The sequence below is a fragment of the Dyella terrae genome (assembly GCF_004322705.1).
Lineage (GTDB): Bacteria > Pseudomonadota > Gammaproteobacteria > Xanthomonadales > Rhodanobacteraceae > Dyella_D > Dyella_D terrae.
The window spans coordinates 1,100,189-1,124,124 of sequence record NZ_SIZZ01000001.1; the positions used below are offsets into that span (position 1 = coordinate 1,100,189).

Genomic DNA, 23,936 nt, shown 5'->3' on the forward strand with positions numbered 1-23,936 from the left:
ACACCCTGGCCGTGTTCAGACCAGGCCGTCCCGCTTCAACCGCTCGATCAGGCCCTGAACCGAACGCTCGGCCAGCGCGACGCACCGGGTAAAACTCTCGAGGCCGCCGTAATAGGGATCAGGGAACTCGCGCGGCTCGGAGACGCCGGCCCACGGCAGGTAGAGCACGACGTTGTCCCGACGGACTGCGTCGACGATGGCCTGTCCTTCACGCAGGTTGTCTTCGTCCATGGCGAAAACCAGGTCAAAGTGGTTCCCGTCCGCGCGGGAAAGCTGGCGCGCGCGATGGGGGGAAAGGTCAATTCCGGCAACGTGCGCCACCTCACACATGCGCGCATCGGCAGGGTTGCCTGCGTGCCAGTTGCCCGTCCCCCGGGAAGCCACCTCCACATCCAGACCTGCTTCCGCCATGCGCTGCCGCGCTACGGCCTCCACCAGCGGCGAACGACAGATGTTACCCAGGCAAAGAAACAGCAGGCGCGGTGCGCTCATCCCTGGCTGGCCAGCCATTGCTCGGCGCGAATGAGATCGGCTTCCGTGTCGATGCCAGGTGGGAACGGCTCAGGCGTCAGGCGGACCGCGATGGGAAAGCCATGCTCCATGACGCGCAACTGCTCCAGTGACTCGGCATGCTCCAGGGGCGTGCGGGACAGGCTGGTGTAGCGATGCAGGAAACCGGCGCGATAGGCATAGATGCCGATGTGCCTGAGGAACGGCACGTCGGCCGGCAACCGGTCGCGGTCGATGGCAAAGGCGTCGCGCGCCCACGGTAGCGGCGAGCGGCTGAAGTAGAGGGCGCGACCATTGGCTGCGCGCACCAGTTTCACCGCGTTCGGATCGAACAGCTCATGGGCGCTTTCGATCGGCGTCGCCAGCGTCGCCATGGGCGCATCGTCTTCGGCCAGCGCACGCGCCACTTCGCGAATACCCGCGGCCGGTGCAAACGGCTCGTCGCCCTGCAGGTTCACCACGATGGCATCATCGGGCCAGCCGTAGTGCGCGACCACTTCCGCCAGGCGATCGCTGCCGGAGGCATGGTCGGCGCGCGTCATGCAGACCCTGACGCCCTGCCCGTCCAGCGCCTGGACAATGCGCTCGTCATCCGTGGCCACTACCACATCGGTCGCGCCTGCCTGCAGGGCCCGGTGCGCCACACGCACCACCATCGGCACACCGTCGATCAAACGCAGTGGCTTGCCCGGCAGGCGGGTGGACCCAAAGCGGGCAGGAATGGCGACGATAAAGGGCGGAACGCGTTCGGACATGGCGACCTCTCTGCAAGGAGCCAAGCCTAACGGTTCGCGCCCCGCCACACGAGGGTGTCAGTCGGCAATGCCGAGCTGGAAACCGCAGGCACTGGCCAACTCGACGAATCCCGGAAACGACGTCGCCACATTGGCGCAATCACCGATCCGAATGCCGTCGCGCGACAACAGTCCCGCGATGGCGAAGCTCATGGCGATGCGATGATCGCCATGGCTTTCGACCGTGCCACCGGCGAGCGAACCGCCATCAATCATGGCGCCATCGGGCGTTTCCTCGATGCGTGCGCCAATGGCGCGAAGGCCTGCCGCCATCGTGGCAATGCGATCGGATTCCTTGACCCGCAATTCCGCGGCGCCACGCACCACGGTGCGGCCCGAAGCCACGGACGCGGCGACAAACAACGCCGGGAACTCATCGATCATGTCCGGGACCCACTCGACCGGAAGTTCGATGCCGTGCAGCGGCGCGTGGCAAACGATCAGGTCGCCCACCGGCTCACCGCCACTTTCACGCTCGTTCTCCACACGAATGTCGGCCCCCATGAGGCGCAACGCGTGCAGCAAGCCCGTGCGGCGCGGATTGAGTCCGACGGCCGGCAACCGCAGCTCCGAGCCCGGCACCACGCTGGCAGCGACGAGGAAGAATGCCGCGGATGAAAAATCGGCCGGCACATCAATATCAGTCGCCTTCATTTCATGACGACCGGACAAGCGTGCGCGACCCGGCTCGAACGCAATGGGCCAACCAAAGGCCGCCAGCATGCGCTCCGTGTAATCGCGCGTCGGATGCGGTTCGATGACTTCCGTTTCGCCCTCGGCGTAAAGTCCCGCCAGCAAGAGGGCCGACTTCACCTGGGCACTGGCCACCGGCAAGGTGTAGCGAATGCCACGAAGGTTTTTCCCGCCGTGCACCTGCAAGGGTGGCAGGCCATCCTGCGTATCGATGCTTGCACCCATGGCCGCGAGCGGCTCGGTGACGCGACGCATCGGGCGCTTCGACAACGACTCGTCGCCTACGAGGACGCTGTCAAACGACTGACCGGCCAGCAGACCGGCAAGCAGGCGCATGCCGGTACCGGCATTGCCGCAGTCCAACGGCGTATCCGCGCCGCGCAAACCATGCAAGCCCACGCCGTGCACGATGCGCTCGCCATCGCCAACCGTCTCGATGCGCACGCCAAGTTGCTGCAACACCGCTGCCGTTGCGCGCGTGTCTTCGCCTTCGAGAAAACCACGCACGTGCGAGCGACCGTTCGCCAGGGCGCCCAGCATCATGGCGCGATGGGACACCGACTTGTCGCCCGGCACGCGCACGACGCCGTGAAGGCCATGTCCGGGCCGGCTGATCCAATCCAACTGTTTCACGAAACCATTCTCCACAGCCCGGGCCGCGCCCACGGCTTCAAATCAGGGCAAGGCCACCGGGTAGGAACCGAGCACGCGCACCGTCGCCGCCGCACCACCCATTTCCTGCATCGCGGCCTGGATCGGCACGTCCTGCACATGGCCGGACACATCGATGAAGAACGCGTACTGCCACTTGCCGGTATGCGCCGGGCGAGACTCAATGCGGTTCATGCTGACGCCATGCTTGGCGAACGGACTCAGCACGTCGTACAGCGCGCCAGGCTTGTCGTTGACGGTAATCAACAGCGACGTGCGATCGTTGCCCGACGGCGGAAACAGTGAGCGACCGATGACGAGGAAGCGGGTCGTGTTGTCCGCGCGATCCTCAATGCCCTTGGCGAGCGTCTTGAGTCCATAGACGCGACCGGCCGTTTCGCCGGCAATGGCCGCCGCATCGTCAGCATGGCGGGCAAGGCGCGCGGCTTCCGCATTGCTGTTGACGGCGATGCACTCGACACCCGGCAGGTTGATGCGAAGCCAGGTCTTGCACTGCTGCAGTGACTGCGCGTGCGCGTAAACGCGCTTGATGTCTTCCAGACGACCATTGAGCGAATGCAGGCACTGGTGCACGCGAAGTTCGACTTCACCGCAGATGGTGGCTTCGGATGTCAGGAACATGTCCAGGGTGACCTGGATCATGCCCTGCCCGGAGTTCTCCACCGGCACGACGCCGAAATCGGCGTGACCGGCGGCGACTTCCTGGAAAACTTCCTCGATGCTGCCCAGTGGCAGGCCATAGGCGGCATGGCCGAAATGCTTGCGCACGGCCTGCTCGCTGAAGGTGCCCTCCGGCCCGAGGAAGCCCACCTTGAGAGGATCTTCCTGCGCGAGACAGGAGGACATGATTTCGCGAAACAGGCGCACCATCTCCGTGTCCGACAACGGGCCGTGGTTGCGATCAACCACCATGCGCAGCACGTGCGCTTCGCGCTCGGGGCGGTAATAGTCGATGGCGGAAAGACCCTCGCCCTTCACGCGCGCCACTTCCTGCGCCCAGTTGGCGCGTTCGGAAATGAGCTCCTGGATCTGCCGGTCAATGCTGTCGATTCGCTCGCGCACCTGGCCCAGCGGGTTGGAAGGTTCGGTCTTGCCTGATTCGGTCATGAGTGTCTGGATGTCTAGATGTCCAAATGATGGTCGCAGTGTGCCTTTGATCGGCACCCCTGCCTACCCTTGCCAAGCCTATCCGTGACGTTGGGCGAAATCCGCCATGAAGCCGACAAGTGCCTGCACGGCCTCCAGCGGCACCGCGTTGTACAGCGACGCGCGCATGCCGCCGAGTGCCTTGTGACCTTTCAGCGCCAGCAAGCCGGCAGCCTCCGACGCCTGGAGGAATGCCGCATCCAGCGCACTGTCGTGCAACGTGAAAGGCACGTTCATGCGCGACCGGTCGGCCACGGCGATCGGATTGCGATAGAAACCGCCAGAGCCGTCGATGGCGTTGTAAAGCAGGTCGGCCTTGGCGCGGTTGCGCTCAGCCATCGCCACGAGGCCGCCCTGATCCTTGAGCCACTGGAACGTCAGCCCGGCCAGGTACCAGCCCCAGGTATTGGGTGTGTTGAGCATGGAGTCGGCCGCGGCATGCTCGGCATAGCGGAAGATCCTGGCCATCGGGCGCGTGGCGCGCTGCAGCAGATCGCGGCGAATGATCATCACCACGAGGCCCGATGGGCCGATGTTTTTCTGGGCGCCAGCATAGATCAGGCCGAAGCGCGATACGTCGACCGGCCCGGACAGGATGTTCGACGACATGTCGGCCACCAGCGGTACCTCACCCACGTCCGGAATGTCGTGGTACTCGACGCCGTGGATCGTTTCATTGGGCGTGTAGTGAACGTAGGCCGCGCCGGGGTCGAGCGTCCACGACTCGGGCGACGGCAGGTGCAGGTACTGGTCCGACTTACTGCTCGCCGCGATGTTCACGCGCACATAGGGCGCCGCCTCGCTGGCGGCCTTTTCACCCCAGTGGCCAGCGACCATGTAGTCAGCGCGGGCGCCTTCGGCGGCGAGATTCATCGGAATCTGGGCGAAATGCTGGGTGGCACCCCCCTGGAGGAACAGCACGGCATAGTCCGCCGGTATGCTCATCAGTTCGCGAAGGTCAGCTTCAGCCTGGGCTGCCAATGCAATGAAGCGTTTGCCGCGATGGGAAAGCTCCATCACCGATGCACCGCTTCCATTCCATTCGAGCAGCTCGCGCTGCGCCTGCTCGAGCACGGCCGTGGGGATGGCCGCCGGACCTGCACTGAAATTCCAAAGCCTGCTCACTGACACTGCCTCGCGGAGGGCTGAAACGCCGCATTATGCCGCGTCGCAACAAGCCTGCGTCAACGGTTACGTCAGAAACGAACGAGCAAGATCAGGGCAATGCCGAGCGCCAGAACGGCCGCTGTCACGATCAGCCACCACACCTCCCCGCGAGGACCGGCGTCCTCCTCGGGCAAGTGCTCCGGCATGGCAGGCGGAGCGACGATCTCGGGCTCGGGCTCCATGCCCGGCGCATCCACAACGAAACGGTGCATGGCCAGGCCGATCTGGTCACCAGGCAACAGGGCCACTTCGTCGGTCACCACGCCGTTGACCCGCAGCGGGTAGCGCTCGGATTGCTGTGCCGACTCCAACCACAGCTGGCTGGCGCGCCAGACGACCCGAAGGGCCGCTTGCTCACCCTGGGGCAGTTCCAGCGGGATGCGGCCATGCGGCCCCAGTTCAAGCTTTTCCTGAAGCGGGAACACGCGACCGGAGTGCGGCCCTGCCACGACGCGCAGCCCCACCGTGCAGCGCTCCAGCGCGGGCACGGTCAGCGGTTTGCGCCCCTGGGGCGGCTCATCGGCGCACAGCACCATGCGGCAGTCGCCGACGCTGAGGATGTCGCCCGCCCGCAGGATGGCGCGCTCGCGCACGGGGCGGGCATTGAGATAAATGCGATTGCCGGCGGGAAGGACCTGGAGCACCCAGCCACGCTTGTCCTGCTGGATGCGAAGGTGATGCGGTCCGGCCTGATGCGCGGCCAGGATCAGATCGTTGTCCGGCGCGCTGCCAATCCGCAGTTGCGCCTGATCCCAACGGAAGTCTTCACGGGCCGAATTGGGAAACTCGATACGCATCTGTGAACCAGTCGATTGACGGGCAGGACTCTAGCAGAACATTGAGACTTGTCTGACCATAATTCGCTTAATATCCCGACTTTTACTGCGAGGTCTTCACGTCATGCCCAAAATCGACATCCGCCGCCCGCATCAGCTCTCCGTGGCCGAGGCACGTGCCGTGGTCGACAAGGTCGCCGACCGCATGCGTGAGAAATTTGGGATGGATGGGACCTGGAACGGCGACGTCCTGAGCTTTTCCCGTCCGGGCGTGAACGGCTCGATCGCCGTCGAACCCGCCCAGATCCAGGTCCATGCAGAGCTCGGGATGATGCTGGCGCCCCTCAAGGGCATGGTGGAACAGGAAATCCGCCGGAAGCTGGATGAATACTTCGCATGATGAATCTTTAACCACGGCCGCATCCGTGGCATAATCGAAGGCTTACGCGGCCATGACGGCCGCCTCCCTACCGACCGGAACGCATGGCCAAAGACGACGTCATCGAAATGGAAGGCACGGTCCAGGAGACCCTGCCCAACACCATGTTCCGCGTGCAGCTGGAAAATGGGCATGTCATCACCGCCCATATCTCCGGCCGTATGCGCAAGCATTACATCCGCATCCTGACCGGCGACAAGGTCAAGGTGGAGATGACCCCCTACGACCTGACCAAGGGTCGTATCACGTACCGCATGAAGTAATTCCAGCTCAGGGCGCTTGTCGCCGGGCTGGCGGTACAAACAAAAAAGGCCGCGCACCAGGCGCGGCCTTTTTGCATGCCTGTGGTCCAGGCGCCGAGGTCAGGAGACCTCGGCCGGGACCGGTGCAGCGGCTTCCGTATCCACCTTAAGCTCGCCGTCGGCGACGCTCAGGTGCACCTTGCCACCCTCGGCCAGCTTGCCGAACAGCAGTTCGTCCGCAAGCGCACGCTTGACCTTCTCCTGGATGACGCGCGCCATCGGGCGGGCACCCATCTGCGGATCGAAGCCATGCTCGGCCAGCCAGCGACGGGCATCGGCATCCACGTCGAGCGTGACGTGCTTCTCCGACAGCTGCGACTCCAGCTCGATGATGAACTTGTCCACCACACGCAGGATGTGGTCGAAGTCCAGCGCATTGAACTGGATGATGGCGTCCAGGCGGTTGCGGAACTCCGGCGTGAACGTGCGACGGATGACTTCCATCGCGTCCATCTGGTGGCTCTGCTTGACGAAGCCGATGCCGCGACGCGATGCCTGCTGGGCGCCGGCATTCGTGGTCATCACCACCACCACGTTCTTGAAGTTCGCCTCGCGACCGTTGGTGTCGGTCAGCACGCCGCGGTCCATCACCTGCAACAGGATGTTGTAGACGTCCGGATGCGCCTTCTCGATTTCATCGAGCAGGAGCACGGCATGCGGGTGCTTGGTGACCGCCTCGGTCAACAAACCACCCTGGTCGAAACCCACGTAACCCGGAGGTGCGCCGACCAGGCGGGACACCGAATGCGCCTCCATGTACTCGGACATGTCGAAACGGATCATTTCGATGCCCAGCTGCATGGCAAGCTGACGGGTGACTTCGGTCTTGCCCACGCCGGTGGGGCCGGCCAGCAGGAAAGAGCCGATCGGCTTGGCCGGGTCGGCCAGACCGGAGCGGGCCATCTTGATCGACGCGGCCAGCGCCTCGATCGCGGCATCCTGCCCGAACACCACCATTTTCAGGTTGCGCTCAAGGTTCCTGAGGACGTCACGATCCGATGCCGAGACCTGCTTGGCCGGGATACGCGCCATCTTGGCAACGATGTACTCGACCTCAGGCACGTCGATCTTGCCCGTGCGCTGGTCCGCCGGCAGCAGACGCTGGCGGGCACCCGCTTCATCGATGATGTCGATGGCCTTGTCCGGCAGCAGGCGGTCGGGGATGTGCTTGACCGACAGGTCCACTGCCGCCTTCAGCGACTCATTGGTGTACACCACGTTGTGGTGTTCCTCGAAGCGCGAACGCAGGCCCTTGAGGATTTCGATGCTGTCGGCCACGGTCGGCTCGACCACGTCGATCTTCTGGAAGCGACGGGCCAGCGCGCGATCCTTCTCGAAGATCCCGCGGAACTCCTGGAACGTGGTGGACCCGATGCAACGCAGCTCGCCCGACGCCAGCATCGGCTTGATCAGATTGGAGGCATCCATGGTGCCGCCCGACGCCGAACCGGCACCGATGATGGTGTGGATCTCATCAATGAAGAGGATCGCGCCCTGCTGTTTCTTCAGCTGGGAAATGACCGCCTTCAGGCGCTTCTCGAAGTCGCCACGATACTTGGTGCCAGCCACCAGCGCGCCCAGGTCGAGCGACCAGATGGTGGCGTTTTCCAGCACTTCCGGGACGTCGCCGTCGACGATCCGCTTGGCCAGGCCCTCTGCCAGGGCCGTCTTGCCCACGCCAGCCTCGCCCACGTAAAGCGGGTTGTTCTTGCGGCGGCGGCAAAGGACCTGGATCGTGCGCTCGATCTCGTCCTGACGACCGATCAGCGGATCGATCTTGCCTTCGAGCGCCAGCTCATTGAGGTTGCTGGCGTACTCGCTCAGGGGGTTGCCCCGCGACTCGCCGCCTTCCTCGCCTTCACGCTCCGCACCGGACATGCCGGCGCTCGGCTCGTCGCCGATCTTGGCGATGCCGTGCGAAATGTAATTGACCACGTCCAGACGCGTGATTTCCTGCTGGTGCAGGAAGTAGACGGCGTGGGAGTCCTTCTCGCCGAAAATGGCCACCAGCACGTTGGCGCCAGTCACTTCCTTTCGACCCGAGGACTGCACGTGGTAGACCGCGCGCTGCAGGACGCGCTGGAAGCCCAGCGTCGGCTGCGTATCGCGCTCATCGCCATGGGGAAGGACCGGTACGGTCTCGGCGATGATCTTTTCCAGCTCGTGCGTCAGGCGCGGCAGGTCCACCCCGCAGGCGCGCAAGGCACCCAGGGCGGACTGGTTGTCGGTAAGCGCCAGCAGCAGGTGCTCCACCGTCATGAACTCGTGGCGCTGCTCGCGGGCCTGCTTGTAGCACTGGCCTATGGTGACTTCGAGATCCTTGCTGAACATCCGGACCTTCTCCGCTTGAATGGCAGGGCGGCGCTAAGGCCGCGATGACCACGAAATGGGGGCGCTCAGAGCTTTTCCATAGTGCACAACAAAGGGTGCTGATGAGCACGTGAATATTCGTTCACCTGGGTCACCTTGGTTTCGGCTACCTCCCGCGTAAAGACGCCGCACACACCTTTGCCACGGGTATGTACATGGAGCATCACCTGCACCGCTCTTTCCTGGTCCAGGCTAAAGAAGCTGCGCAGCACTTCGACCACGAAATCCATCGGGGTGAAATCGTCGTTGAGCAGCACCACCTGGAACAGCGGTGGCCGTGCCACCTCCGGGCGGGACACTTCCAGTGCCAGGCCGTGTTGATTTCCTTGCTCGTGTTCGGGTTCGTGCGCCATGGTTTCGAGGTTTCAGATCCTGGTGGGCAGTATAACGCCGGGCAGGTGGATCGACCCCGCCCGGGCGCTGACCCTTCAGGTAGTGGCACAATGACGCCTTTTCCAGTGCCGTCACCGGCGCCATATACACGCCCATGAACGACACCCCCGCCCCCATCTGGTGCCCCCATGTGACCGTCGCCTGCGTCGTAGCGGACGGCGATCGCTACCTCATGGTCGAGGAAGAGGTCGGTGGCCGCATCGCCTACAACCAGCCGGCCGGTCATCTGGATGACGGCGAAAGCCTGTTGCGAGCTGCCGTGCGCGAGACCCTGGAAGAAACCGGCTGGACGGTCGAACTGGAACATCTGATCGGCGTGCACCAGTGGCAAAGCACCGAACACGGTGACGGGGTCATCCGCTTCAGTTTCTCCGCCCGCCCCGTCAGCCACGACCCCGGCCGACGCCTGGACGACGGCATTTGCCGCGCGCTCTGGATGACCCGCGCCGAGATTGCCGCCCTGGGCGACAGGCTACGCAGCCCTCTCGTCCTGCAAAGCATCGACACCTGGCTTGCCGGCCAGCGCCTGCCGCTGTCCGCGATCGCCAGCCTGCTTCCGGAGGATCCCTCCTCGTGAAGGTCATGCTTGGCGTCTCCGGCGGCGTCGATTCCTCGGTGGCTGCCTTGCTGTTGCAGCAGGCCGGCCATCAGGTCGAAGGCCTGTTCATGCAGAACTGGGAAGAAGACGATCGCAACGGCCCCTGCACGGCCGATGCCGATCGCAAGGATGCCGTTGCCGTATGCGGGCGCCTGGGCATTCCCTTCCACGCGCGCAATTTCGCCTCCGAGTATTGGGACGGCGTCTTCGAGCATTTCCTGGCCGAATACCGCGCGGGCCGCACGCCCAATCCCGACGTGCTGTGCAATCGCGAGATCAAGTTCAAGACCTTCCTGGATGAAGCGCGCACGCTGGGCGCCGAAAAGATCGCCACGGGCCATTACGCGCGCGTCGACGGCGTCGATGGCGAATATCGCCTGCTGCGTGCGGTCGACGCGTCCAAGGACCAGACCTATTTCCTGCACGCGCTGGGACAGGAGCAACTCGCCTTTACGCTGTTTCCCGTCGGCGAGATCGAAAAGTCGCAAGTTCGCCAGATCGCCCAGGAAGCGGCCCTGCCGACGCACGCCAAAAAGGATTCCACCGGCATCTGCTTTATCGGCGAGCGCGACTTCCGTGAATTCCTGGGGCAGTACATCCCCGCCCGTCCCGGCGAGATGCGCAGCCCCGACGGCGAACTGATCGGACACCACCAGGGTGCGATGTATTACACGCTGGGCCAGCGAAACGGCCTGGGCATCGGCGGCCGTCACGGCGCCAGCGGTGAAGCCTGGTATGTCGTTGGCAAGGATGTCGAAGCCAACGTGTTGTTCGTGGCGCAGGGTGGCGAGAACGAGTGGCTGTACTCGACCCGCCTGCGCACGGAGGCACCGACCTGGGTGGCCGGGCGCCCGCCCGCCACGTCGTTCCGCTGCACCGCCAAGACGCGCTATCGCCAGCAGGACCAGGCATGCACGGTTACCGTGTATCCGGGCTTGCTGGAGGTCCATTTCGACGAACCCCAGCGTGCCGTGACACCCGGCCAGTCCGTCGTGTTCTACGATGGCGAGGCCTGTCTCGGTGGTGCCGTCATTGCCGTGACCGATGCTCCCTACGGTGGCTGGAAAGCCATCGAATCCCCCCTCGCCAACGAGTTGCCCGATCGTGTTTGATGCCTTCACCATGACCGAGGAGCGCGTTGTCGCGCTGGCCGGCCTCTTCCAGGCCACCGCCCTCACCCAACAACTCGCCAGCGAAGGACGCTGCGACGAGACGGCCTTCGACGCCAGCATCGCCAGCGTGTTTCGCATCGATGCGCCGTCAGTCGTTGGCGTTTATGGACATGTCTCGGCGGTTCGCCTTGGCCTGCGCCAGTTGATTGCCCAGCTGGATGACAACGCGCGCGACATGGCCATCACGCGCATGGCCGTCACGGTGATGCGACTCGAGCGCAGCCTCTCGCGCAATCGCGCGCTGACTGACGACCTGCAGAAAGGCATCGTGTCGGCCCAGCGCCAGGTCGAGCATTTCGGTCAGAATTCGGCCCAGGTCACCAAGCGACTGGCCGATCTGTATGCGTCCACGCTGTCCACGCTCAAGCCGCGCGTCATGGTGACCGGCAATCCGCAGCAGCTTCAGCAACCGGCCGTTGTCGAGAAGGTGCGCGCGAGTCTGCTCGCCGCAGTTCGCTCGGCCGTGCTCTGGCGTCAGGTCGGTGGCCGCCAGTGGCAGCTGCTGATCAATCGCAAACAGTGCAGCATGATTGCACGTGGATTGCTGACGGGATCGACGCTGGATAACGGCTGAGTTCTTCAGCCTGTCTCGATAACGCGCAGGCCCGGGCGCTGCCGGGCCACTTTGCGAAGCAGATCGGCGAAAGCCTGCAGATCGGTGTGCCACGGCGAAGCTTCACGCCAATAGAGCGCAATTTCGCGCCCAGGCGCCTGCCCTCGAATCTTGGCCAGTGCCACGTCGGGCATGGATGCCAGTCGATCATGAGCCAGCGCCGGGACGAGCGCGTAACCGCCACGCAATCCCACCAGCGCCGCAAGGCTCTCGAGACTCACATCCTGCACGTGACCGCCACCAAGCACATGGTCGGCGTGGCTTTCGGTCATCAGCGTCGCCTCGCCTGCGTCCAGCTGATCAAGCGCAATCGTCTTGCGCGATGCCAGCGGATGATCGGTGCGAAGCATGATCTCCCAGGGCTCGAAAAACAGCGGGCGCATCGCGATACCGCTGACCGCCGCGGACGGCGGTGCCAACACCGCATCCAGCTCACCCTCCTGCAGACGCCGGATCAATCCGCGTGGCTTGCCTTCGGAAATGCTCAGGCGCGCGCCGGGAAAATGCTGCGGGAACGGCGCGATCAGATGCGGCAGCAGATACGGCCCAAGCGTGGCCAGCACACCCAGTCGCAACTCGCCCCCAAAGGCGGTTTCTCCTGCCTTCGCCGCCTGCTGCAGATGCTCGGCGGCCAGCAGCACCGCATCGATCTGCTCAAGGAGCCGCTGCCCACCGGCGGTCGGCACGACACGTCGGCCACCACGCTCGAACAAGGGCGTCCCGAGCGCCTGCTCCACTTTCTGCACCTGGTGCGACAAGCCCGAGGGGCTGATGTGCATGGCACGCGCCGCGCTGTTGAAGCTGCCATGCCGCCGCACGGCCTGGACCAGCATGAGGTCGCGGAGGGAGACGACGGAGAGGTGGGAGGAAATCATGGGGGCATAGTAGGGAGAAACGGGGAACGGAGGAACGGGGAACGGAAGAGCGGTCAATGGTGAATGGTGAATGGGGTGAAGCCGTGACTTCACCTTGTGGCTTTCACTTCCCCAAAAAAAGAGCCCGGCCGAAGCCGGGCTCTCTTAGTTGCCTCAGGGGTTGGGGAAACGAGCTCTTACCGTTCCCCGTTTCCCGTTTACAGGCCGTCATGCCGTCATGCCGTCACCGAATCCGCCACATCCTTGAACTCGGCAATCTGGTCGAAGTTCATGTAGCGGTAGATCTTCTCGCCATTGGCGTTGATCACGCCGATGTCGGTCATGTACTCGTCCTTGGTCGGGATGCGGCCGAGGCGCGAGCAGATGGCGGCGAGTTCGGCCGAACCGAGGTACACGTTGGTGTTCTTGCCCAGGCGGTTCGGGAAGTTGCGGGTGCTGGTCGACATCACGGTGGCGCCTTCGCGCACCTGTGCCTGGTTGCCCATGCACAGCGAGCAGCCCGGCATTTCCATGCGCGCGCCGGCGGTACCGAGCACGCCGTAGTGGCCTTCCTCGGTCAGCTGCTGCTGGTCCATCTTCGTCGGCGGGGCCACCCACAGGCGGGTCGGGATGTCGCGCTTGCCTTCGAGCAGCTTCGAAGCGGCGCGGAAGTGGCCGATGTTGGTCATGCACGAGCCGATGAACACTTCGTCGATCTTGGCACCGGCGACGTCGGAGAGCGTCTTCACGTCATCCGGGTCGTTCGGGCAGGCCACGATCGGCTCATGCACGTCAGCCAGGTCGATCTCGATGACGGCGGCGTATTCGGCATCGGCATCCGGCTCAAGCAGCTGCGGGTTGGCGAGCCACTCTTCCATCTTCTTGATGCGACGTGCCAGCGAACGCGCGTCCTGGTAACCCTGGGCGATCATGACCTTCAGCAGCGTGATGTTGCTGTTGAGGTATTCAATGATCGGCGCCTTGTCCAGATGCACGGTGCAGCCGGCGGCCGAACGCTCGGCCGACGCATCGGACAGCTCGAACGCCTGCTCCACCTTCAGGTTCGGCAGGCCTTCGATTTCCAGAATGCGGCCCGAGAAGATGTTCTGCTTGCCCTGCTTGGCCACCGTCAGCAGGCCCTGCTTGATGGCGTAAAGCGGAATGGCGTTGACCAGGTCACGCAGCGTGACGCCTGGCTGCAGTTCGCCCTTGAAGCGCACCAGCACGGATTCGGGCATGTCCAGCGGCATCACGCCCGTGGCAGCGGCGAAGGCCACCAGGCCCGAGCCGGCCGGGAACGAAATGCCAATCGGGAAACGCGTGTGGCTGTCGCCGCCGGTGCCGACGGTGTCGGGCAGCAGCATGCGGTTGAGCCAGGAGTGGATCACGCCGTCGCCCGGACGCAGCGAGATGCCGCCACGGGTCGAGATGAAGGCCGGCAGCTCGTGGTGGGTCTTCACGTCCACGGGCTTCGGATAGGCGGCGGTGTGGCAGAACGACTGCATCACGAGGTCAGACGAGAAGCCCAGGCAGGCCAGGTCCTTCAGCTCGTCGCGGGTCATCGGGCCGGTGGTGTCCTGCGAACCCACCGAGGTCATCTTCGGCTCGCAATAGGTGCCCGGACGCACGCCCTCGCCTTCCGGCAGGCCGCATGCACGACCGACCATCTTCTGCGCCAGCGTGTAGCCCTTGCCGGTATCGGCCGGGTTCTGCGGCAGGCGGAACAGCTCCGAAGGAGCCAGGCCCAGCGCTTCACGCGCCTTGGCGGTGAGGCCACGGCCAATGATCAGCGGAATGCGGCCACCGGCGCGCACTTCGTCGAACAGCACGTCGGACTTCACCTGGAACTCGGCGATCACTTCACCGTTCTTCAGCGCCTTGCCGTCGTACGGACGCAGCTCAATCACATCGCCCATGTCCATCTTCGACACGTCGAGTTCAATCGGCAGCGCGCCGGCGTCTTCCATCGTGTTGTAGAAAATCGGGGCAATCTTGCTGCCCAGGCACACGCCACCGAAGCGCTTGTTCGGAATGAAGGGGATGTCCTCACCCGTCCACCACAGCACCGAGTTGGTGGCCGACTTGCGGCTGGAACCCGTGCCGACGACGTCGCCGACGTAAGCCACGAGGTGACCCTGGTTCTTCAGATCGAGGATCTGCTGGATCGGACCGCGCTTGCCGTCTTCTTCCGGCTGGAACGGCGCGCCGTCGCGCTTGTTCTTGAGCATCGCCAGGGCGTGCAGCGGGATGTCCGGACGCGTGGTGGCATCGGGGGCCGGCGACAGGTCGTCGGTGTTGGTTTCGCCCGGCACCTTGAACACGGTGATGGTCAGGCTCTCGGGCACTTCCGGGCGGCTGGTGAACCACTCGGCATCGGCCCAGCTCTGCAGCACGGCCTTGGCGTTGGCATTGCCCTTGTCGGCCTTGTCCTTGACGTCGTGGAACGCGTCGAACATCAGCAGCGTGCTCTTGAGCGCCGTGGCGGCGATGCCACCGACCTGCGCGTCGTCGAGCAGCTCGATCAGCGGGTGGATGTTGTAGCCGCCGAGCATGGTGCCCAGCAGCTCGGTCGCCTTCTCGCGCGAAATCAGCGCGCACTTTTCGGTACCGAATGCCACGGCGGCGAGGTAGGACGCCTTGACCTTGGCGGCATCGTCCACGCCAGCCGGCACGCGGTGGGTGATCAGGTCGACCAGGAAAGTCTCTTCGCCAGCCGGCGGGTTCTTCAGCAGTTCGATCAGGTCGGCAGTCTGCTGGGCCGACAGCGGCAGCGCGGGGATACCCTGGGCGGCGCGTTCGGCGACGTGTTGGCGATAAGCGTTGAGCATGTTCTCGTCCTGATGGTTGAACTCGAGGATGACATCGCCGGTCATCCAGCCCTCGGCAGGACGGTGCTTGTGCAGCGTCGCGTGTGGACCTTGCGTGGGTCGGACGGGGCGCGAAGCCCGCCGCCATGCGGTTTCCCGGCGTTGTTACAGCTGCCTATTTTGCCAGCCGGGCCCAAACGGCCGCAATCCGAGACGCCGTTTCCGCCTGCGTTCGAAATCTTGCATGGGGACAGGGCCAAATTGCGGACCTGAGCGCTTGAACGGTCACGACGAAGGCGCAAACTCGCCGGAATACGAAGGGAGGGGTTGCCTTTCCTTGCAATAACTCTCACGTTCGGTCTTCTAGGATCGTTCTGCTTCGCTCCCCCCGGGGCGTCCGCCAGACTTACGCAACAGGAGTTATCCCCATGCTGGATTCATTCGCCACCCGCGACACCCTCACCGTCAACGGCAGCTCCTATCAGATCGCCAGCCTGGCCAAGCTCGGCCAACGCTTCGACCTCAAGCAACTCCCCTACTCCATGAAGATCCTCCTGGAGAACCTGTTGCGGCACGAGGACGGGCTCAACGTCACGTCGAAAGAAATCGAGGCCGTGGCGACGTGGGACCCCAAGGCGGAGCCTGACGTCGAAATCGCGTTCATGCCGGCGCGCGTGGTGTTGCAGGATTTCACCGGCGTGCCCTGCGTGGTGGACCTGGCCGCGATGCGCGACGCCGTGGTCAAGCTCGGCGGCGACGCCAACCAGATCAACCCTCTGGCACCCGCCGAACTGGTGATCGACCACTCCGTGCAGGTCGACGTGTTCGGCTCCGAAGCCGCGCTCGAGAAGAACGTCGAGATCGAATTCCATCGCAATCAGGAGCGTTACTCGTTCCTGCGCTGGGGCCAGAAGGCCTTCAACAATTTCAAGGTCGTGCCACCGCGTACCGGCATCGTGCATCAGGTGAACCTGGAGCATCTCGCACGCGTCGTGTTTACCGCGGACAAGGACGGCCAGCCCTGGGCGTATCCGGACACCGTCTTCGGCACCGACTCGCACACCACCATGATCAACGGCATCGGCGTGCTGGGCTGGGGCGTGGGTGGCATCGAGGCCGAGGCGGCCATGCTCGGCCAGCCGTCGTCGATGCTGATTCCGCAGGTGGTGGGCTTCAAGCTCAGTGGCAAGTTGTCCGAAGGCGTCACCGCAACGGACCTCGTGCTTACCGTCACGCAGATGCTGCGCAAGCTGGGCGTGGTGGGCAAGTTCGTCGAATTCTTCGGCGATGGCCTCAAGCATCTGCCGCTGGCCGATCGCGCCACCATTGCCAACATGGCGCCGGAATACGGCGCAACCTGCGGCATTTTCCCGATCGACCAGGAAGCGCTCAACTACCTGCACCTGTCCGGCCGCAGCGACGAGCAGATCCAGCTAGTCAAAGCGTACGCGCAGGCGCAGAACCTGTGGCATGACGACAGCACGCCGCATGCGACGTACACCACCACGCTGGAACTCAATCTTGGCGACGTGCGTCCCTCGCTCGCCGGCCCGAAGCGCCCGCAGGATCGCGTGCTGCTCGAAGGCGTGCAGAAGAGTTTCGAAGACGCCGTCGGCCCGCTCACCTCGCATCGCAAGCCGCGCAATCAGGACACGTCGAACTTCATCAGCGAAGGTGGCACGGCCGCCATCGGCAATCCGGCGAACGACATCACCGACAGCGGCGTGCGCGTGGAGCGCAACGGTGAAACCTTCAAGCTCGGCGATGGCGCCGTGGTGATCGCCGCGATCACTTCGTGCACCAACACCTCCAATCCGGCGGTGATGCTGGGCGCGGGCCTGCTGGCGAAGAAGGCCGCGGCCAAGGGCCTCAAGGCGCAGCCGTGGGTGAAGCCCTCGCTCGGCCCGGGCTCGCTGGTGGTCACCGATTACCTCGAAAAGACCGGCCTGTTGAAGGAACTGGAAAAGGTCGGCTTCTACATCGTCGGCTACGGCTGCACCACTTGCATCGGCAACTCCGGCCCGCTGCCGCCGGAAATCAGCAAGGGCATTGCCGAGGGCGATCTCGCCGTGGCATCGGTGTTGTCGGGCAACCGCAACTTCGAAGGCCGCGTGCACCCGGAAGTGAAGATGAACTATCTCGCTTCGCCGCCGCTGGTCGTGGCCTACTCGATTGCCGGCACGTTGGATATCGATCTCACCAAGGATCCGCTGGGTAACGACCAGCAAGGCAACCCGGTCTACCTCAAGGATATCTGGCCGACCAACAAGGAAATCTCGGACACCATCGCCGGCGCCATCAATCCGGCCATGTTCGAGAAGAACTACGCCGACGTGTTCAAGGGTGACAGTCGCTGGAACCAGATCGCCTCGCCGGACGGCTCGGTCTACAAGTGGGACGACTCCACTTACATCAAGAACCCGCCCTACTTCGACGGCATGACCAAGGAGCCGGGCAGCATCGAGGACATCCACGGCGCCAAGGTGCTGGGCCTGTTCGGCGACTCGATCACGACGGACCACATCTCGCCCGCCGGCTCGATCAAGAAGGACAGCCCCGCCGGCCGCTTCCTGATCAGCAAGGGCGTCGATGCGAAGGACTTCAATTCCTACGGTTCGCGTCGCGGCAACGATGACGTCATGGTGCGCGGCACCTTCGCCAACATCCGCATCAAGAACCTGATGCTCGATGGCGTCGAGGGCGGCTACACCAAGTACGTGCCGACCGGCGAACAGATGGCCATCTACGACGCGGCCATGAAATACAAGGCCGACAAGACCCCGCTGGTGGTGATCGCCGGCAAGGAATACGGCACCGGCTCATCGCGTGACTGGGCGGCCAAGGGCACCTTGTTGCTCGGCGTGAAGGCTGTGATCGCCGAGAGCTTCGAGCGCATCCATCGCTCCAACCTGGTCGGCATGGGCGTGCTGCCGTGCATGTTCCAGGATGGCGAGAACGCGCAGAGCCTGGGCCTCACGGGCAACGAAACCTTCGACATCTTCGGCCTCAACGGCGGCGAGTCGCGGGAAGCCAAGGTCACGGCGACCAGCCCGGATGGCAGCAAGAAGCAGTTCACGGTGAAGGTGTTGCTGCTGACGCCGAAGGAGCGGGAGTTCTTCCGCCACGGCGGCATCCTGCAGTACGTGCTGCGCCAGCTCGCCAGCAAGAAGGCGGCCTGAGGCTCAACGAAGAACGCCGCCCGAGGGCGGCGTTCTTCTATGGACGATGCGAGCGGCTAGCCATCGCCAAGACGTTCCCACGTCGCGGAGAAGCACTTCCATTCTTTGCCGTCTTTCCGCCACGCCGTCTCCACTTTGTACATGCCGATGCTCGACGGCAGCAGCTTGCCGCCGCTTCCGAGCGTGACGGTGAAACGCGCCACGTACCGATCGCCCCGGGGCTCCACCTCGACCGGCCCCATCAGCACATGCAGCGTCTCCCCGCGAAGCTTCGCCAGGCGGAGCATGTTGGCGAAGTCCTTGGGGACCAGCTCGCCACCATTGCCATCGAAATCGTCGGTGAGATGCGCGAGCGTGCCGGAAGCGTCAACCGCGCCCGCCGCTTTGGCCGATTCGGCGATCGCTTCGCGGATGCGGGTTTCGTCAGGCGTGCCGCGACAGGCGGCGAGCGCCGTCAGGGCCAGCGAAACAAACAGAAGGCGATGAAGCACTTGCGTCCATCGGGGCATGGAAATTTCCTCGTTGCAGCGCGGCTTGCCGCTATACGCGGGCGTATGCTCCAATGCCGTGACAACATCATGCCATGCGCGTCACAGGGCGCGCCCGGCAGTCGAAACAGGAGCTAAGGATCCAACATGAGCAATGAGCGTCCGTGGCTGGCCCACTACCCGGCAGGCGTACCCGCGCAGATCGACATCAACGCCTACGCCTCGGTTGCCGCGGTGCTGGATGAAGCCTTTGAGCGCTTCAGCGGTCGCCCTGCTTTCTCCAATTTCGGCACGGCGCTGACCTACGCCGAGATCGATGCCGCCAGTCGTCAGTTCGCCGGCTACCTCACCGGCGTCCTCAAGCTCGCCAAGGGCGATCGCGTCGCGATCATGATGCCCAACGTCCTGCAGTATCCGATCGCCCTGTTCGGCGCGCTGCGCGCTGGCCTCGTGGTGGTCAATACCAACCCGATGTACACCGCGCGCGAGCTTAAGCACCAGCTTGAAGACTCCGGCGCCAAGGCCATCGTGGTGCTCGACAACTTCGCCGCCACGCTGCAGGAAGTCGTCGCGGAGACGAAGGTCAAGCACATCGTCACCACCGGCATCGGCGACCTGCTCGGCTTCCCGAAGAGCCTGGTCTACAACTTTGTTGTCAAGCATGTGCAGAAGATGGTGCCGGCGTACTCGCTGCCGCAGGCCGTGCGCTTCCGTGATGCGCTCAGCCAGGGGGCATCGCACGCGCTGCCATCGGTCGAGCTGACCCACGACGACATCGCCTTCCTGCAGTACACCGGCGGCACCACCGGCGTCGCCAAGGGCGCGATGCTCACGCACGGCAACATGATCGCCAACATGCTGCAGGCCAGTGCCTGGATCGGCGCCAGCGCCAAGCCGGGTGAAGAAGTGATCATCACGGCCCTGCCGCTGTATCACATCTTCTCGCTGACGGCGAACGGCCTGGTCTTCATGCGCCTCGGTGGCCTGAACTGGCTCATCACCAACCCGCGCGACATGCCGAAGTTCGTCAAGGAGTTGAAGCAGTCCGGCTTCACCGCCATGACCGGCGTGAACACACTCTTCAATGGCCTGCTCAATACGCCCGGCTTTGCCGAGGTCGATTTCTCCAAGGTGCATCTGACCCTCGGTGGTGGCATGGCCGTGCAGCGCGCCGTGGCCGAACGCTGGAAGAAGGTCACCGGTGTGACGCTCGCCGAGGCTTACGGCCTTACCGAAACCTCGCCGGCGGTCTGCATCAATCCGCTGGATATCCCCGACTACAACAGCTCCATCGGCCTGCCGATCCCGTCCACCGACGTCGCCATCTGGTCCGAAGAAGGCCAGCCGCTGCCGATCGGCGAAGTGGGTGAGCTGATGGTGCGCGGCCCGCAGGTCATGAAGGGCTACTGGCAGCGTCCCGATGAAACCGCCAAGGTGCTCGAGCCCAGCGGCTGGCTGCACACCGGCGATATCGCCCGCATGGACGAGCGCGGCTACGTCTATATCGTCGATCGCAAGAAGGACATGATCCTGGTGTCCGGCTTCAACGTGTACCCCAATGAAGTCGAAGACATCATCATGCAGCACCCCGGCGTGGCCGAAGTGGCCGCCGTCGGCGTGCAGGATGAGCATTCAGGCGAAGTCGTGAAGCTCTTCGTGGTCCGCAAGGACCCGTCGCTGACGGTGGAGCAGATCAAGGAATTCGCCCGCGAAAACCTTACCGGCTACAAGCGCCCGAAGGTGATCGAGTTCCGCGACAGCCTGCCCAAGACGAACGTCGGCAAGATCCTTCGTCGCGAACTGCGCGACGAGAAGAAGGCTAGCGCCTGAGTAAAAAAAGCGCCCTTCGGGGCGCTTTTTTTGTGAACCGTAAACGGTAAACAGTAAGAGCAGAGCTTTTACCGTTTACTGTTGACCGTTTACCGTTCCTCCCTTAGTCGTCCCGCCACATCTCCAGGATGTCGGCGTAGCCCCCGAGCAGGTTCCACAACGGCACCTGCTTGTCTTCGGGGATCCGGGTATAGGCCAGCCCGATATGGCGATCGGAGACGCGGGCCACCTGTGCTTCCAGATGGATATGGAGGTCGTGGCCGAAAATGATGTCCAGCACCCAGCTCTGTCCCACTTCGCCTTGCCAGCCCAAGGGGCGGCGCAGAAGTGCACCGGTGGCGGAGATATCGACCAGCTCTGTGGGCTGTGACTGACTGCCACGGCTCATGAGCACAGTGGTCTCGATGCGCATGCGCGCGGGGCGCAGGTGCTCCGGTTCTTGACCACTGCTGGTCTTGCCATCGGTTTTGGTCATGCTGTTCCTCCCGTCGCAACGCCTTCCCGCGATGCTTTTCGTACCCCCGCCCACCATGCCAGATGGGTCGGGTCTCATTCCGGCTCGCGGGTGCGAAGACTCCCCGCGCGAACCAGGCTGCCGTTGCCAAAGCGCAGATTGATCCGGTCCTGCACCTGATCGGTCGCCGCTCCCCTGGCGCCTTCGACGAACATGTCCTCCTGTGGCAGCCGATCAAACCCCGAGAGACTGACACCGAGCAGGCGCAGGCGCGGCTTGGGCTGCGTCTGCCACCAAGCACCAAGCAAGCGTCGTGCCACCTCGAAAATCTCGCTGGCCGATGCGCTTGGCGCAGCCAGCGAGGCCTGCCGCGTGTACGTCGTGAAGGGCGGTTCGCGTAGCTTCACTGTCACGGTGGCGCCGCGCAAGTTGCGGGCTCGTACGCGCGCCGCAACGCGCTCGCATTGCTTGAGCAGCCACGCTTCGGCAAGGTTGCGGTCGGCCACATCGGTGTCAAACGTGTGCTCCGAACCGATGGACTGCTCGGCCCGCTCCGACTCCACGGCACGGCTGTCTTCGCCTCGCGCCAGCGCCTGCAATACCGGCGCCTGACGTCCCAGCGCACGGGTCAGACGCGAAGGGTCACATGCTGCCAATTCGCCGATCGTATGGATGCCGATGCGATGCAGGGTCTGCTCGGTGACCTTGCCCACAGTCCACAGGCGCCCCACCGGCAGCGGCGCCAGTTTCGTACGCGCCTCGCCTCCGCGGATGCGCAGGAAACCGTCGGGCTTCGACATTTCACTGGCCAGTTTGGCCACCAGCTTGTTCGGTCCCATGCCGACGGACGCCACCAGCCCGGTGCGCTCAAGAATGGACCGCTTGATCCGCCGTCCGATCGACTCAACGGTCCCAAGCAGCTTGAGACTGGCGGTGACGTCCAGGAACGCTTCGTCCAGGGACAAGCCCTCGACCTGGGGCGTCACCTCATGGAACACCTCGAATACGATGGCCGACGCCTCGCTGTAGCGCTCAATCCGGGGCACCAGGTAGACCCCGTCCGGGCACAGCCGCCGGGCTTGCGCTGTCGGCATGGCCGAGCGGACACCGTACGGTCGGGCCTCGTAGCTGCAGGTCGAGACCACCCCGCGCGGCCCGAGGCCGCCCACGATCACCGGCCTCCCCCGCAGCTCCGGGCGATCAAGCTGCTCCACTGACGCGTAGAACGCGTCCATGTCGACGTGGATGATCGATCGTTCAGAGGCTGCCATCGGAGACATTTTGCCTAGGCCTTACGCCGCTGTGTACTGGAAGCGTTCATGCCCACACACTGGACTTAAGCCCATGTAGCCGTTAATCTTGGAATCGCGTGGGTCAGAGGGTGCACACGCGTCGGTTTAGCCCCGGCGCCTTGAGCACCCGCCCGATGCACTCAGCAGACCTCTTGTATCGTCCGTGACGCAGCTATCACGCGCCTCGGCTTGCGCCCTGCCCGCAGTTTCGGCAACGACGCACAAAGGTCCCTCTCGGCCAGCATGACCTGAAATCGCCGCAGCGCGTTTTCATCATGGCGTTCCGTGACGTTGGCGCAATCGGCGCAACGGCTGGGCATCGCGCAAGTAGCTATACGGGTGTCGCCTGACGGCCCTCACCTGAGCGGGGACATTCCTGAGCGAATGCCGGTGGAACGAAACGTTCCGAACGTGTTGAACGCACAGCAAGCCGACTTTGAGCGGCCCAACGACATTATTGATGAGCACTGAGCCAGTCGAGCCTCAGCCCGTAGCAGCATCGATGGACGCGTTTGCGTCCATTCCGCAACAGCAGGAAATGCCGCTGGCCATCGTGCGCGGCGAACCGCTGCTGCAGATGCCGCAAGACCTGTATATCCCCCCGGATGCCCTCGAGGTCATCCTGGAGGCGTTTGAAGGTCCCCTGGATCTGCTGCTCTACCTGATCCGTCGACAGAACCTCGACATCCTCGATATTCCGATCGCCGAGATCACCCGGCAGTACATGGAATACATCGACATGATGCGCGACGTCATGCGACTGGAACTGGCGGCTGAGTATTTGCTCATGGCCGCGATCCTGGCCGAGATCAAATCGCGCCTGCTGTTGCCGCGTCCACCCGCGGAAGAAGGGGTGGAAGAAGATCCCCGCGCCGAGCTGGTCCGCCGGTTGCAGGAATACGAGCGGTTCAAGAAAGCCGCCGAGGACATCGAAGCCCTGCCCCGCGTCGAGCGCGACACGGTGCCGGTGCACGCCGATTCGGGTGAGCGCACGGTCATCAAGTTGCCGCCGCCGCTGGACCTCAAGGAGCTGTTGCTCGCGCTCAAGGACGTCATGCACCGGGCAGAGCTGTTCGGCCACCACGCGATCAAACGTGAGGCCCTCAGCGTCCGCCAGCGCATGGGCGAGTTGCTGGGCAAGCTCAACGACGCCAGTTTCCATCGCTTCGAGACGCTGTTTGACGTCACCGAAGGCCGCCTTGGCGTCGTGGTCACCTTCCTGGCCATGCTGGAGCTGGCCAAGGAAATGCTGGTGGAAATCGTGCAGGAAGAATCACTGGGCCCGATCTACGTGAAAGCCAAGGTCACCCAGGCCGACGAGTCCATCGAAGAAGACACGCCCGAACGGGCTTCCGCCGGCGAATAAGCCGGCTCTCCACCAGGCAAC

General features: G+C 64.0%; 21 protein-coding genes. 8 read left to right on the top strand and 13 right to left on the bottom strand.

Annotated elements, in window-relative coordinates:
• Nucleotides 1–15: 15 nt before the first annotated feature.
• The 6 genes from EYV96_RS04975 to EYV96_RS05000 all read right to left on the bottom strand — a co-directional run bounded on the left by EYV96_RS04975 (nucleotide 16) and on the right by EYV96_RS05000 (nucleotide 5,779).
• Nucleotides 16–492, bottom strand: coding sequence for a low molecular weight protein-tyrosine-phosphatase (locus EYV96_RS04975; protein ID WP_131150366.1), 477 nt, complete (start codon nucleotides 490–492; stop codon nucleotides 16–18).
• Complete coding sequence (gene kdsB, locus EYV96_RS04980; protein WP_131150367.1) at nucleotides 489–1,265, bottom strand: 3-deoxy-manno-octulosonate cytidylyltransferase; 777 nt, start codon at nucleotides 1,263–1,265, stop codon at nucleotides 489–491. The genes EYV96_RS04975 and kdsB overlap by 4 nt, the downstream gene beginning before the upstream one ends.
• A gap of 57 nt (nucleotides 1,266–1,322) precedes the next feature.
• Entirely contained in the window at nucleotides 1,323–2,630 is a 1,308-nt protein-coding gene (gene aroA / locus EYV96_RS04985; RefSeq protein ID WP_131150368.1) for a 3-phosphoshikimate 1-carboxyvinyltransferase, read from the bottom strand.
• A gap of 42 nt (nucleotides 2,631–2,672) precedes the next feature.
• Nucleotides 2,673–3,776, bottom strand: a complete 1,104-nt coding sequence (gene pheA / locus EYV96_RS04990; protein WP_131150369.1) for a prephenate dehydratase — start codon at nucleotides 3,774–3,776, stop codon at nucleotides 2,673–2,675.
• A 78-nt stretch (nucleotides 3,777–3,854) separates the two neighbouring features.
• Entirely contained in the window at nucleotides 3,855–4,940 is a 1,086-nt protein-coding gene (gene serC / locus EYV96_RS04995) for a 3-phosphoserine/phosphohydroxythreonine transaminase (protein ID WP_131150370.1), read from the bottom strand.
• A gap of 71 nt (nucleotides 4,941–5,011) precedes the next feature.
• The gene (locus EYV96_RS05000; protein ID WP_131150371.1) at nucleotides 5,012–5,779 is read right to left on the bottom strand and encodes an FHA domain-containing protein; all 768 of its coding nucleotides are present in this window, start codon (nucleotides 5,777–5,779) and stop codon (nucleotides 5,012–5,014) included.
• A 103-nt stretch (nucleotides 5,780–5,882) separates the two neighbouring features.
• On the opposite strand from EYV96_RS05000, the gene EYV96_RS05005 reads away from it, so the two are divergent.
• Both EYV96_RS05005 and infA read left to right on the top strand, forming a co-directional pair.
• Nucleotides 5,883–6,158, top strand: coding sequence for a polyhydroxyalkanoic acid system family protein (locus tag EYV96_RS05005; RefSeq protein ID WP_131150372.1), 276 nt, complete (start codon nucleotides 5,883–5,885; stop codon nucleotides 6,156–6,158).
• 83 nt (nucleotides 6,159–6,241) lie between these two features.
• Nucleotides 6,242–6,460 (top strand): translation initiation factor IF-1, encoded by a 219-nt coding sequence (gene infA, locus EYV96_RS05010; RefSeq protein WP_019466733.1) that lies wholly within the window; start codon nucleotides 6,242–6,244, stop codon nucleotides 6,458–6,460.
• 99 nt (nucleotides 6,461–6,559) lie between these two features.
• Here infA and clpA read toward each other — a convergent pair whose 3' ends face one another.
• Nucleotides 6,560–8,830, bottom strand: coding sequence for an ATP-dependent Clp protease ATP-binding subunit ClpA (gene clpA / locus EYV96_RS05015; RefSeq protein ID WP_131150373.1), 2,271 nt, complete (start codon nucleotides 8,828–8,830; stop codon nucleotides 6,560–6,562).
• 65 nt (nucleotides 8,831–8,895) lie between these two features.
• The gene (gene clpS / locus EYV96_RS05020) at nucleotides 8,896–9,222 is read right to left on the bottom strand and encodes an ATP-dependent Clp protease adapter ClpS (RefSeq protein WP_131150374.1); all 327 of its coding nucleotides are present in this window, start codon (nucleotides 9,220–9,222) and stop codon (nucleotides 8,896–8,898) included.
• A gap of 134 nt (nucleotides 9,223–9,356) precedes the next feature.
• Here clpS and EYV96_RS05025 point away from each other — a divergent pair, with 134 nt between their 5' ends.
• The 3 genes from EYV96_RS05025 to hflD are packed head-to-tail and all read left to right on the top strand — an operon-like array spanning nucleotide 9,357 to nucleotide 11,606.
• The gene (locus tag EYV96_RS05025; protein ID WP_131150375.1) at nucleotides 9,357–9,839 is read left to right on the top strand and encodes an NUDIX hydrolase; all 483 of its coding nucleotides are present in this window, start codon (nucleotides 9,357–9,359) and stop codon (nucleotides 9,837–9,839) included.
• Nucleotides 9,836–10,972 carry a tRNA 2-thiouridine(34) synthase MnmA gene (mnmA, locus tag EYV96_RS05030; protein ID WP_131150376.1) on the top strand — a complete coding sequence of 379 codons (1,137 nt, stop codon included), beginning with the start codon at nucleotides 9,836–9,838 and terminating at the stop codon, nucleotides 10,970–10,972. The genes EYV96_RS05025 and mnmA overlap by 4 nt, the downstream gene beginning before the upstream one ends.
• Before the next feature lie 10 nt (nucleotides 10,973–10,982).
• Nucleotides 10,983–11,606: a high frequency lysogenization protein HflD gene (hflD, locus tag EYV96_RS05035; RefSeq protein ID WP_131151500.1), complete on the top strand. Its 624-nt coding sequence runs from the start codon at nucleotides 10,983–10,985 to the stop codon at nucleotides 11,604–11,606.
• A 5-nt stretch (nucleotides 11,607–11,611) separates the two neighbouring features.
• Here hflD and EYV96_RS05040 read toward each other — a convergent pair whose 3' ends face one another.
• A complete protein-coding gene (locus EYV96_RS05040; RefSeq protein ID WP_131150377.1) occupies nucleotides 11,612–12,520 on the bottom strand; it encodes a LysR family transcriptional regulator in 909 nt (302 codons plus the stop codon).
• 215 nt (nucleotides 12,521–12,735) lie between these two features.
• Entirely contained in the window at nucleotides 12,736–15,327 is a 2,592-nt protein-coding gene (locus EYV96_RS05045; protein ID WP_131151501.1) for a bifunctional aconitate hydratase 2/2-methylisocitrate dehydratase, read from the bottom strand.
• 407 nt (nucleotides 15,328–15,734) lie between these two features.
• On the opposite strand from EYV96_RS05045, the gene acnA reads away from it, so the two are divergent.
• Nucleotides 15,735–18,485, top strand: a complete 2,751-nt coding sequence (gene acnA / locus EYV96_RS05050; protein WP_131150378.1) for an aconitate hydratase AcnA — start codon at nucleotides 15,735–15,737, stop codon at nucleotides 18,483–18,485.
• Nucleotides 18,486–18,541: 56 nt separating this feature from the next.
• On the opposite strand, the gene EYV96_RS05055 is transcribed toward acnA, so the two are convergent.
• Nucleotides 18,542–18,994, bottom strand: a complete 453-nt coding sequence (locus EYV96_RS05055; RefSeq protein ID WP_131150379.1) for a hypothetical protein — start codon at nucleotides 18,992–18,994, stop codon at nucleotides 18,542–18,544.
• A 126-nt stretch (nucleotides 18,995–19,120) separates the two neighbouring features.
• On the opposite strand from EYV96_RS05055, the gene EYV96_RS05060 reads away from it, so the two are divergent.
• Nucleotides 19,121–20,803, top strand: a complete 1,683-nt coding sequence (locus tag EYV96_RS05060; RefSeq protein ID WP_131150380.1) for an AMP-binding protein — start codon at nucleotides 19,121–19,123, stop codon at nucleotides 20,801–20,803.
• A gap of 103 nt (nucleotides 20,804–20,906) precedes the next feature.
• Here the strand turns inward: EYV96_RS05060 and EYV96_RS05065 are convergent, their stop codons facing one another.
• Both EYV96_RS05065 and EYV96_RS05070 read right to left on the bottom strand, forming a co-directional pair.
• Entirely contained in the window at nucleotides 20,907–21,278 is a 372-nt protein-coding gene (locus tag EYV96_RS05065) for a PilZ domain-containing protein (RefSeq protein WP_131150381.1), read from the bottom strand.
• A 74-nt stretch (nucleotides 21,279–21,352) separates the two neighbouring features.
• Nucleotides 21,353–22,528 (bottom strand): DNA polymerase IV, encoded by a 1,176-nt coding sequence (locus EYV96_RS05070; protein ID WP_165488599.1) that lies wholly within the window; start codon nucleotides 22,526–22,528, stop codon nucleotides 21,353–21,355.
• A 481-nt stretch (nucleotides 22,529–23,009) separates the two neighbouring features.
• On the opposite strand from EYV96_RS05070, the gene EYV96_RS05075 reads away from it, so the two are divergent.
• Complete coding sequence (locus EYV96_RS05075) at nucleotides 23,010–23,915, top strand: segregation and condensation protein A (protein WP_131150383.1); 906 nt, start codon at nucleotides 23,010–23,012, stop codon at nucleotides 23,913–23,915.
• Nucleotides 23,916–23,936 lie beyond the last annotated feature (21 nt).